Annotated in this window: 8 protein-coding genes; 2 read left to right on the top strand and 6 right to left on the bottom strand. The window is 55.1% G+C overall.

All coding sequences use genetic code 11. The features are described 5' to 3' along the window. The first annotated feature begins 33 nt into the window (after positions 1-33). Both ARC85_RS18110 and ARC85_RS18105 read left to right on the top strand, forming a co-directional pair. Positions 34-705 carry a response regulator transcription factor gene (locus tag ARC85_RS18110; protein ID WP_008174546.1) on the top strand — a complete coding sequence of 224 codons (672 nt, stop codon included), beginning with the start codon at positions 34-36 and terminating at the stop codon, positions 703-705. A gap of 25 nt (positions 706-730) precedes the next feature. Then, positions 731-2053 (top strand): ATP-binding protein, encoded by a 1323-nt coding sequence (locus ARC85_RS18105; protein ID WP_008174544.1) that lies wholly within the window; start codon positions 731-733, stop codon positions 2051-2053. A 52-nt stretch (positions 2054-2105) separates the two neighbouring features. On the opposite strand, the gene ARC85_RS18100 is transcribed toward ARC85_RS18105, so the two are convergent. The 6 genes from ARC85_RS18100 to ARC85_RS18075 form a co-directional block, all read right to left on the bottom strand. Beyond that, positions 2106-5303, bottom strand: a complete 3198-nt coding sequence (locus tag ARC85_RS18100; RefSeq protein ID WP_286715719.1) for an efflux RND transporter permease subunit — start codon at positions 5301-5303, stop codon at positions 2106-2108. Positions 5304-5317: 14 nt separating this feature from the next. Further along, entirely contained in the window at positions 5318-6601 is a 1284-nt protein-coding gene (locus tag ARC85_RS18095; protein WP_104270573.1) for an efflux RND transporter periplasmic adaptor subunit, read from the bottom strand. Positions 6602-6622: 21 nt separating this feature from the next. Beyond that, on the bottom strand, positions 6623-7762 hold the full coding sequence (locus tag ARC85_RS18090) for a TolC family protein (RefSeq protein WP_286715717.1): 1140 nt from the start codon (positions 7760-7762) through the stop codon (positions 6623-6625). 279 nt (positions 7763-8041) lie between these two features. Next, positions 8042-8398: a P-II family nitrogen regulator gene (locus tag ARC85_RS18085; RefSeq protein ID WP_035561679.1), complete on the bottom strand. Its 357-nt coding sequence runs from the start codon at positions 8396-8398 to the stop codon at positions 8042-8044. 17 nt (positions 8399-8415) lie between these two features. Beyond that, positions 8416-11523 carry an efflux RND transporter permease subunit gene (locus tag ARC85_RS18080; protein WP_153741189.1) on the bottom strand — a complete coding sequence of 1036 codons (3108 nt, stop codon included), beginning with the start codon at positions 11521-11523 and terminating at the stop codon, positions 8416-8418. Between the two features lie 14 nt (positions 11524-11537). After that, positions 11538-12038 (bottom strand): efflux RND transporter periplasmic adaptor subunit, encoded by a 501-nt coding sequence (locus ARC85_RS18075; protein ID WP_502688021.1) that lies wholly within the window; start codon positions 12036-12038, stop codon positions 11538-11540. Positions 12039-12188: the final 150 nt, after the last annotated feature.

The raw sequence follows: 12188 nt of genomic DNA, 5'->3' as shown, positions 1-12188 counted from the left end.
AAACTTTCCCACCACGAAAAACGGCGCTTACAAATGAAAATTCTGATTGTTGAGGACAATGCGGTACTTGCCAAAAAAATATCGGACTGGCTTGCGCAGGCGCACTACACAGTCGATGTCGCCAAAACCGGCAAAGAAGCAGACTCGTTGATTGAAACAAGCTCCTACCAGGCCGTTATTCTCGATATCGGACTGCCCGATGAAAATGGACTGTCTTTAATGCAAAGATGGAGAAAAAACGGGAAAAAAGAGGCCATCCTTATTCTGACCGCACGCTCCAACTGGACTGAGAGAGTAGAAGGGTTGAACGCGGGTGCCGACGATTACCTTCCCAAACCGTTTGAGTTTGATGAACTGAAAGCCCGGCTCAATGCAATTATCCGAAGGAAGGATGGCAGAACAACAGATCAAATCAGTGTCGACGGATTTCGTCTCAACGCCAGCTACCGAACGCTGACCACGCCCGACCAGAAAGAGTTCAGACTGACAGCCACTGAATTCCGCCTTTTGCAGTGTTTCCTGCGTTCACCAGACAGGGTATTTTCACAGGATGAACTGGTTGAAACCCTCTACAACATTGAAAGATGTCCCACCAGGAATGTTGTTCAGGTCTATATAGCCAGGCTCAGAAAAATAATAGGGGGCAATAAAATCAAGACTTTGCGTGGCCAGGGCTACCTCTTCGAAAAAGATCCTACTGGCTGAACGCCCGAACGAACCAGGTCAACATATGCCAGCTCCAAAGAGTATCCGAAGAACAGCCATTCAGTATGGGGCTGTTTTCAGCCTCGTCTATTTCACCCTGATATTCTTTTCACATGCCTACGTGATAAAACAACTATCGGACGAGTCCAGGAAACAACACCTGAGTAAAGAGCTGGAAAACTTTCAGGCAATCATTGAAGCCGAGTCCCCGACAACTGACGACCTCAGGAACATGATCCATCAGTTTGAAATGCTTCTGGGGCATGCCATCATCATCGAAACGGCAGGCGGGAGCGTCCTGACGAGCAACAACTTTGACCTGAGCCAAATGCAGGGCGTTGTGGATAAGCCCGAGGGTTTTATTCACATAGCGCAGGGCGCGAACACGCTTTTTGGGCTTAGACGTACGTTCACTGCTACTGGAAAGCTGGCCTCAATCACCGTTCTTGAAACCGAGGGGGCGCTCTCTGAACGACCGCTGAAGGCCCACCTGACATTGCTCGGTGCCTCGGCCGTTCTTCTGGCGATACTGCTGGCACTGATTGGAACCACCACACATCTGACGTTAAAGCCCATCAGTAGGATAAAAGAGGACCTGAGACGGCTCCAATCCGGGAAACAAAGTCGTCTGAACCCTCACGTGCCGGAAGAGTTTCGTCCGCTGATCCGGCAGCTCAATGATTTGCTCGAGCTGTCAAACCGGCGGCTGGACCGCCACCGCCGCCTGAATTCCGATCTCTCTCACCTGGTCAAAACCTCTATTTCTGCCAATCTTGCCATTTTGTCGGATATCGATACCTTGCCTCCGTCCCGGGAGGATGTTGTGTTTATGGCCTCTAACTTGCGGGAGCTTGACAAATCCCTGAAATACCGGATGAGCAAAGCAGACATATCAGGCAGACAGATGGGACGGACGTGCATGCCGGTTGAAATCACGGCAAGTGTCATCACCGTTATGGAAAAAATCTTCCCTGACACGGTTTTTCGCCTCCACACCAACTTACCTGAAAACTTCAGCTGGCCAATGGAGCGACAGGATCTTTCAGAGCTACTTGGCAATTTACTCGAAAATGGCGGGAAGTGGTGCCAGACAACCGTCGACGTTACAATCGCCCGCACGTCATCAGGACTCTCCATAGAAGTAGCGGACGATGGCCCCGGAATTTCTCCCGAGGCGGCAGCCACTGTCATGAACAGGGGTACCAGGCTGGATGAAACGGTCGCCGGTTTTGGGCTCGGATTGTCCATCGTGTCCGAGATTGTCGAAGACAACCTCGGACAGATGAACATGGGTACCTCAAAAAACGGAGGAGCCAGCATTGTCATTCTACTGCCACTTCCGGATTAGAAAACCTCCAGAAAGGCAACCGTCGATGACGCAGCGCGGCTTCTCCCATTTTTTACCGTTGGATATCACTCACCTTGGCTCTTGAAAAGCGACCGAACAGAACCGGCAAAACAAAGAGTGTCAGGAAAGTTGCAGTCACGAGACCACCAACAATCACGCTGGCCAGTGGCTTCTGGATTTCCGCTCCCACGCCCGTCGACAACAGCATCGGTATCAAGCCGAGCGCCGAGGTTATTGCTGTCATCAAGACAGGACGTAAACGGGAGACGGCACCTTCAAACACCGCGGTATCCACGTTCAACCCATCCTGTATTCGCTGATTGATGCTTTCGACCATAACGACCCCGTTAAGCACCGCCACACCAAACAGTGTGATAAATCCAACGGAACTGGGCACTGAAAGATACTGGCCGGAGACCCAGAGCGAAAAGACACCACCAATTACGGCAAGCGGCACGTTGACCAGAATCAACAGCGCTTGACCAACCGAACTGAAAGCGAAGTAGAGCAACAGCGCAATCAGCCCCAGAGATACAGGTACCACAATGGTCAATCGTTTCTGAGCTCGCTGCTGGTTTTCGAACTGACCACCAATATCCACCGAATAGCCGGGGGGAAGGTTCACTTCTGACGCGATGGTATCCTGAATATCGGCAACCACACTGCCCATGTCACGACCCTGCACATTGGACTGAATGACCACACGGCGCTGAACGTCGTCGCGGCGCACCTGGGGCGGGCCGGACTCAATAGACACATCGGCCACATCACCGAGTCTCACCCAGGCTCCGGAAGGCGCCTGCAACCTGAGATCAGCAATGGCATCCCGGTCTTCCCGGAAACGTTTGGCCAGGCGCACATAGATATCGTACCGCTCATTTCCGTTGATGATCTGGCCCGCGGCGGCACCACCCAGTCCGTCCCGGACGACACTCATCACATCAGACACGGCGAGTCCGTACCGGGAAAGTGCCTGACGGTCTGGCTGAACCACCAACTGCGCTTCACCGGCAATCTGCTCCATGGCCACGTCCCGGGTCCCCTGAACAGTTCGGACCGCCGCTTCAATCTGCTGGCCTTTCTCCGCCAGTACGTCGAGATCCGGGCCAAAGAGTTTGATGGCCAGTTGCGCGCGGACACCTGACAGCAATTCATCAACCCGAGTTGCAATAGGCTGAGAAAAGTTAAACAGTAGCCCCGGGTGCTGTTCGAGCTTCGCCTCAAACAGGGCCTGCAATTCATAGCGATTACTGGCGCTGGTCCACTCGGCTGTTGGCTTGAGGCCAATGTAGATTTCGATGTTGTTGACGGGCTCCGGATCGCCGCCTATTTCCGGTCGGCCCGCCCGGGACAGCGCGTAGGTCACCTCTGGAAACTCCATCAGCATGGCCTCCAGTTTCGGCGCCACTTCAAGCGCCGTATCGAGGCTTGATGAAGGGGCCAGGGTCACCCGGAGGTTAATCGTGCCCTCTTCCAGTTCAGGCACGAACTCCGTGCCCAGTCGTGGAACAATCAGCGCCGCCAGTACAACAAGAACCGCCGCCGCGCCAACAACCACGCGGCTATGCTTCAGTGACCAGGCAAGCCCCATGCGATAGAGCTTTTCCAGGGGTTTTAGAATGAAGCTTTCCCGCTCCCGGATACCCTTACGGAACATGTATGACGCCAGCGCGGGTACAACCACCAGAGCGACGATCACCGCCGACACGATAGCCAGCATGATGCTGATTGCCATTGGCTGGAACAGCTTGGCTTCCACACCTTCGAAGCTGAACAGAGGCATGAAAACGACCAGGATAATCGCCGTCGCGAAAAAAATCGGCCGCGCCACTTCCCGGCCGGCTTCCTGGAGACGAAGGGCAATGCCATGATCATCGTGTGACGCGTCCAATGGATCGGGGTCATCTCCAGCCAACTCATCCCGATGGGCGTCATGCTCGCCATCAGGATGGGTCAGATGCTTGAACATGTTCTCAACCATAACAACAGAGCCATCCACCAGCATGCCGATTGCCACAGCAATACCGCCCAGAGACATCAGGTTGGCCGAGAGACCGAACCAGGCCATGATCATCAGGGCAATCCCGATGGAAATCGGTATTGAAAGCAGCACCAGCGTTGTTGCCCGCAGATTCATCAGGAACAGGGCAAGCACGATCGCAATAAACACAAAAGCCAACAGAAGCGCATTGGTCACCGTCTCTACGGCCTTGGTCACCAGATCCGCCTGGTTGTAATAGGGCTCGAAACGAACCCCACTCGGAAGCGCCTGGTTTATGCGATCAACGCGGGCCTCGATGCCGTCGATGGTGGCTTTTGTGTTGGCTCCCATTCGTTTGAGTACAATGCCGGAAACCACTTCACCCAGTTGTTCAACCTGACCGTCTTCACCCTTCCGGGTCATGGTCACCGCACCCTGACGAATCTCAGTGCCCAGCGTCACCTGAGCGACGTCGCTCACGGTCACCGTAATGCCATCACTGGTTTTCACGGGTACTTGTCGGATCTGCTCCAGGCCCTCCTCGCCACTGCCCAACCAGCCCATACCACGGATAACCAGTTGCTCCTGCCCGCGGCCCATGTACCAACCACCGACATTGGAGTTGTTGTTCTCCAGGGCTTCCATGACGTCGTTCTGTGATAGGTCATAGGACAGCATTCGAGCCGGATTCAGGTTCACCTGGTATTGGCGGACCTCTCCGCCAAACGACAGGATCTCCGTAACCCCTTCAGCCGGTATCAGCAACAGCTTGACCAGCCAGTCGTGCAGGCTGCGTAGTTCCATTGCGTCGTACCCCGAATCCGGGTCCGCTATCAGCAGGTACTGGTAGACCTGGCCGAGACCGGACGTATTCGGGCCCATTTCAGGCACACCGACACCATCCGGAATCAGCTCCCGCGCGGCCTGTAACCGTTCGAACACCAACTGGCGCGCGAAATAGATATCCGTGCCCTCTTTAAAGACCACGGTGACACCGGACAACCCGGTTTTGGAGATGGACCGAACCTCCTCGACATCGGGCAAGGCATACATCACCGCTTCGATTGGATAGGTGATCAGTTGTTCGACTTCCTCAGCCGCAAGTCCGGGCGCCTCAGTATTAACAGCGACCTGGACGTTTGTAACGTCAGGGAAAGCATCAAGATTCAATTTTGGGATCTGAAATGCGGCCGTGGAGATAAGCACAGCGAGTGCAATAAGAACCAACAGGCGGTTCTGAACCGCCCAGTCGACTACTCGGTTGAACATAATGGCTCCCGGAATCAGTGGTTGTGCGGATCAAAGCCGCCTTTGGCAATCTCAGAGGCCACAAAAAATGCGCCCCGCAAAACGACTCGTTGGCCCGCAGCCAGGCCGGAAACCTCACGGAGCCCGCCTATTGAGCGGCCCAGTTCCACTTCCACGGGTTCATACTCGCCTTCGGCCTCTTCCACATAGACCGTCCAGTCGCCGTCCGCGCCACGCATCAATGCAGTCTCCGGCACGGCAAGCACCGGCTCGCTGGTCTTAAAACGAAAATACACATCTGCGAACATTCCTGGATGAAAACGATCTTCAGGATTGTCCAGCTCAAGCCTGACAATCCGCGTGCGGGTCACAGGATCAATGGTGTGGGCTTCCTGGGACACCGTTGCCACGCCCACACGACCCGCTGCCCTGACTTCGGCTTCCGCGCCCTTCTCTAGAACAATGTCGGAGCTTGCTGGCAGATGGGCTTCTACCCAAAGCTCGCTCTCATCAGCAAGAGTCACCAGCGGCTGGCCAGCCTCAACTCTTTGTCCTTGCTCAAACTCATCGGTCAGTACTGCACCATCCACGCGAGCCCTGAGCATGTATTCACCGAGACTATCCACCCCGCTGGCCTTCAACGCACCAATGTCATCATCGTTCAGCCCGTAAGCAAGCAGAGTCGCCCTTGCTGCTTCAATGTTGGCTTTCGCTGTATTGAACCGCTGATCGCCAACCACGGAACGACCCAGCCCGCTGATTCGCTTCCATTCAGGAAAAGCTTTCCTGTAATCCGCCTGCGCCTGTGCCACCGTCTCACTGAACAGGGTTACCAGCGGCTGGCCCTTGGTTACGTGCTCACCCAGTTCCACGTGACGCCGCAGCACCACTGAGGCAACCCGGGGGGACACGTGATAGCTGGTATAGCCGTTGGTCAGCAGCTCACCGGGAGCGTAGATTTCATAGTCAACGTGCTTGCTTTCGAGGGTTGCTACTTCAATGCCGGCGAGCTCTTTCTGTTTGGCATTGATGCTTGCGGTGGCCGCTTCTTCATGGCCACCGTTCTCGTCTTCGTGGCCGTGCCCCCCTTCCTCTTCATGATCACCTTCCTCCTCATGCTCACCTTCCTCCTCATGCTCACCTTCTTCACCATGATCTTCCTTATACTCGCCCTCCTCACCGGTGACTTCCTGATGATCGTCGCCACTGGCAGCATGATCATGACCGGCTTCCTGATGAGCATCTTCCTCTGCCTGTACAAAAGAAAGTGGGGCTGTAAGCAACGTCAATGCGAATACAGAAATCAGAGTTTTTTTCATAATGAATATCCAGTTTCCAGACTAGTATTGGAAGAGGGTGATCAGTTCGCCAGACTGGCTCAAGAGCTCAATCAGACCCAACTGCGCCAGCTTTTCCAGTTCAATACCGGTTTTCAGGCTCTCCGCGCGCTGGCCCAGCGCCTGGAGATACTCGGAGGTGGAGAGGTCGCCGACCTGCCACTGCTTCTCAAGCAAATCAGCACTTCGCTGTACACGCCCCTGGGAGAGTTCTGTCCATCGACGAAGTTGGGTGTCGTATCGCTTCCAGGCAGCTCGGGCGCCCGCCAGATCATACTGCTGCTTCCGATAAAGTGCCTGAAACCGAGCTTCGGCCTCTAATGATCGTCGGTTGGCAGCCTGGATTTCGGCACGGTAGTTATTACGGACATTCAGAGGGATCGAGAACGTCAGGCCAACCAGGTTCTCACCGCCATCACGCCCTCCGCTCAGCCCGACCGTGGGAGATGCCGTCGCTCTGCGACTGACCACCTCGGCTTCGCTCCGCAGCACCTGCCACCTCGCGCGGGCGGCAACAATTGACGGATGAGCCAGCAAATTGTCGTTATCGACCCTGGAAGCAAGAGCCGGCCAAATGTGCCCGGGGATCCCCCCATCCTGAGGCCGCCAATCCGGCAGAAGCTCTCTGACCCGGGCTTGCGCCTGATCAACCGCAGCCTTTGCCTGGGCGAGTTCACTGAGCTGCTGAGAAAGGCTTAAAAAAAGCAGCTCTGCATCGGTACGACCCAGGTCGCCCGCCTGCTGGCGTTGCTCAACCTGCTCCAGCAAGGCATCCAGACGGTGTTGCTGGGATTCCGCAATTTCTTCGGCACGCGTCGCCGCGCGCCACTCGACAAGCGCAAACAGCGACTCGGACGTTTGTGCCAAAACCGCCTCGTTCAAATCAGCTTCAGCGGAAAGCCTGATCAGCTTTGCCTTGTGCTTTAGCGCACCCTGTTGATCAGACCAATCGATCGTTTGTGATAGCCCTGCCTCAAAGTTGTTTTCACTGCCCGTTCTGTCTGCTCCAACAGACAGCTCCGGGTTATACAGCGGTTGTTCGCTTGCCTCAGCATCCTGATTCCGGGCTGCCGCCTGCTCTGTCGCCGCCATGACATCCGGATGCTTGCTTATCTGGCCAGTGAGCCAATTTGTCCAATTCACAGTCTCCGCTTGACCGAACAGAGGAATAGACAATAGTACTGAACACAGCAACGCCCTGGGCGAGTGCTTGCTTGCCTTCATCGACTTTCTCCCGAAGGGGTTGTTAGCCACAATTCATGGGGGCGAGACGCCCATGACAAGGTAGGTGGAGATAGTAAGTGAAAAGGTTGAAATGAACTTGAATTTGGAAGGCATTAGCTCAGGGAACTTGAAAGTGCTCCTCAATAAGGGCGGGGAGAAGCGGCATCGCGACTCATGGCCACGATGCCGCCATCCAATCTAGGAAAAGCGCTGGTTTGATGCCGGTTGAAGTGCGCTCTCGTCGGTCGCACCATCGTCGATACGAACAGCCCGAACCAGGCGGGATACAAGCACCTTGCCGTCACCCGGGTGCCCTTCCTGGGTTCTGCCCGTTCTGACAATGAGTTCCACAACTTCACCAGCGACATCATCGGTCGCTACGTCTATTTCCAGCTTGACCATCTTCACTTTCTCCAGAGGCGACTCATCGCCGACCAGATGACCAAATTCGCCGAGAGACACGACAGCAATACTTGCCACCCCCTTAACTTTGGCCAGAGCATCAACCACATGCTCTGCCATCACTTCTCTGACATACGCTTTTATTTCATACATAAACCGTCTCCTGACTATCAGACTGAAATGTCACGACGTTCAGATGCAAACCACTGGTACACACTGGGCAACACCACCAGCGTCAGCAGCGTTGAAGTGATCAGACCGCCAACCACAACCGTTGCCAGTGGCCGTTGGACATTAGAGCCAATGCCATCGGCCAGCAGCAGGGGAATCAGCCCCAGAATAGCCACAGAGGCGGTCATCAGAACCGGCCGCAAACGGCGTTGAGCACCCAGCTTGACTGCTTCAATGACTTCGTAGCCTTCGTCCCGCAACTGGTTGATGTAACTCACCATCACCACGCCGTTAAGTACGGCCACACCAAACACCGCGATGAATCCCACGGCAGCGGGCACAGAGAGGTAAAGCCCCGTCACAAACAGCGCGACAATGCCACCGGTAATCGCAAAGGGCACATTCATGAAGATCAGCACCGCATAGCGCAGACTACTGAATGCCGAGAAAAGAAGCAGGAAAATAAGCGCCAGGGTAATGGGCACAACGATCGCAAGCCGAGCCATGGCCCTTTCCTGGTTCTCAAACTGACCGCCGAACTCCACGAAATACCCCGGCGGCATGTCCACTTGCTCCTCGATCCGCTTGCGCAAATCCTGAACAACACCGCCCATATCGCGACCACGTACGTTCATCTGCACGTACTGTCGCCGACTGGCATTGGAGCGCGAAATTTTCTTGGGGCCAGCGTACATTTCAACATCGGCCACCCGTGAAAGCGGGATGAGCTCGCCACTATTACCCCGGAGGGGAAGCTTTCTGATTTCATCGATGGACCCGCGATAGGACTCTTGCAGCCGGGCGAAGATCTCAAATCGCCGGACACCGTCGAAGACCAGCCCCGCGCCTTTACCGCCAATCCCGGTTTCGACCGTACTCATCAGGTTATCAATGCTGATGCCAAACTGCGCCAGCACTTCACGGTCGGGGCGAATAACGATCTGTTTTTTACCTGCGCTCTGCTGAGCGCGCACATCCGTTGCCCCCGGCACATCATTCGCCAGGGCCGCCACTTCCTTGCCGATCCGGCCCAACTCGTCGAGGTCGTCGCCGAAAATGCTGGCAACCAGTTGCGCCTGAACGCCTGAGAGGAGTTCGTCGGTTCTGAGCTGAATCGGTTGTGACAGATTGTTGGCAAGCCCGGGAACCCGCTCATCCAAAGACTCCGCAATCCGGCTCTGAAGGTCCTCATAGCTCACATCTTCTCGCCACTGATCCAGAGGCTTCAGATTGACGAGCGTCGCGACAACGTTCACGGGTTCAGGATCACCGCCCACCTCGGCACGACCGATCCTGGCATAGGTGCCGGTGACCTCTGGAAATTCATCGACAACGGACTGAATCCGTTTGCCATACTTGATGGCGGATTCAAGACTGGCTCCAGGAGGCAGTGTCGAGCGAATCTGGAACGTGCCTTCCCTGAGCGTGGGCACGAACTCGCTCCCGAGATAGGGAAACAGCAGGAGACTGCCGGCAAAGGCAATGACGGCCACGCCCATTACAATTTTAGGGGCTTTGACGACAGTATTCACCACCGGCTTGTATAGCCGGTTCAGGAACAGAACCAGCTTCGGCTCTTTGTGTTGTCCACCCATCTTGAATGACAGCGAGGCCAGAACCGGCACCAACGTCAACGCGAGTAACAGCGCACCGATCAACGCAAAACTGATGGTGTAGGCCATGGGCGAAAACAGCTTGCCCTCAACGCCCTGCAGCGTAAACAGCGGCAGAAAAACGATAATAATGATGCCAATGGCAAACACAATCGGACGAGCCACTTCCCGGGCAGATTCACCTACAAGCCTCAGAACACTGACCTTTTCCTCTGATCGTTCTTCCAGATGTCGGAAGATGTTCTCTATCATCACAACGGCGCCGTCCACCATCATACCGATGCCGATAGCCAGCCCCCCCAGACTCATCAGATTGGCGGACAGGCCCGAAATCCGCATCGCAATGAATGCGAAAAGCACAGACAACGGCAAGGTCGCCACCACGATCAGTGTGGAACGTATATTTCCGAGGAACAGATAGAGGAACACCAGCACCAGAACCGAGCCCTCAAGTAATGCTTTCTCGACAGTGCCTATGGCCTTGCCCACCAACTCCGCCTGGGAGTAATAAGCCTCTATTTTCAGCCCTTCGGGAAGTGACTTGTTCAGATCATCGATTTTTGCGTTGACGTCCTCGAGTACCTGACTGGTGTTGGTTCCGATCAGCTTCATCACGTAGCCGCCCACGGACTCCTCGCCCGAGGACACCTCCGCGCCGCGGCGAATTGCCGGTCCAAGGCTAACCTCTGCCACATCCCTGACATAAATAGGAGACTCTCCCTCACTCTTGGACACAATGATGTTCTGGATGTCCTCGATGCCCTCGGTACCTGAATTAACCCAACCGTAGCCGCGAACTATATACTCTTCACCTCCTCGCGTAATGAAAGAGGCGCCGACGTTCCGATTATTCTGGGTGAGGGCGCCGCGAACGTCAGACACTGTCAGGTTCCTTGCCTGAAGCTTCTGCGCATCGATATTGACCTGATACTGTTTTACCTCGCCGCCGATGGACAGCACACCGGTTACACCCGGAACGGTTCTGAGCTGGGGCTTGACAATCCAGTCCTGGATCGTGCGGATTTCCTGCAGGCTGTATTGATCCTTATCCTCAGCTTCCAGGGAATACATCAGGATGCGCCCAAGACCGCTCGCTATGGGCCCGAGTTCCGGCTGCCCCATCCCTTCGGGAATCTGGCGCTTGGCCTCGGAAAGCCGTTCGTTTACCAGCCGCCTGGCGAAGTAGATATCGGTGCCATCTTCGAAATAGATGGTCACCCGCGACAACCCGAAAATCGACGTGCTCTGCACTTTTTCCAGCTTGGGAATTCCATACATGCTGATCTCAACGGGATAGGAAATCAGCGTTTCGATATCAACCGGCGACAGACCAGGACTGGTGGTAAACACCTGAACCATGGTCGGCGTCGCGTCCGGAAACGCATCCACCGGCAGTTTTTGAAATGAAAATACGCCGGCAACGATCACGGCGATAGCAAAAACAAGCGTCATCAGACGATTGTTCAGCGCATAATTCACAATTGCGTTGATCATGCTCCCCCCGGGGTTTAGTGTCCGTGAGCGGCGCTGCGGCCACTGGCGGTAATGGCCGACATCAGATCAAAAGCGCCTACTGAAACCACTTCCGTGTTTGCGCTAATGCCGGACTTGATCTCGATCCAGTCGTTTGCCTCCTTGCCAAGCGTGACGGGAACCGCCTTGTAAGCCCCTTTCTCATCGCCCGGAACAAACACAACGGAGTCATCGCCAATGGTTTGAACCGCATCATCCGGAACCAGCGGCAGTGAGGCCTCCGATTCCGTCATGATTCTGGCCGTGGCATAGGTATTCGGGCGAAGGTCGCCTCTGGGAGACTCCAGCACAACGCGAACCGGGATGGTGCGGGTCTTTTCATCGAGCATGCTCGACACCCAGGATACCTGCCCACTGTGAAACCGGTCAGAACTTGAATCCCTGGAGGAAATCTGAACCTCGTCTCCCGTTGAAATCTGGTCAATATCGGATTCGGACACCTGAAGAATGGCCCACAACACCGAGGCATCCGCCACGATGAAAGGCGTATCCGATGGACTTACTAATCAGAAACAAAGTAAGCGAACATCACCCGGCGATATACGCCAGGTCCGGATGACCGAAAAAAGACTTCAATAACCGGGGTAGTTTCTGTAACCGCCGAAGTTGTCGATAAACGATATTCC

The organism is Marinobacter sp. tcs-11 (assembly GCF_002049515.1).
Taxonomy (GTDB): domain Bacteria; phylum Pseudomonadota; class Gammaproteobacteria; order Pseudomonadales; family Oleiphilaceae; genus Marinobacter; species Marinobacter nauticus.
Note: the sequence above shows the minus strand (reverse complement) of the source record. Positions and strands in the feature narration are given on the sequence as shown.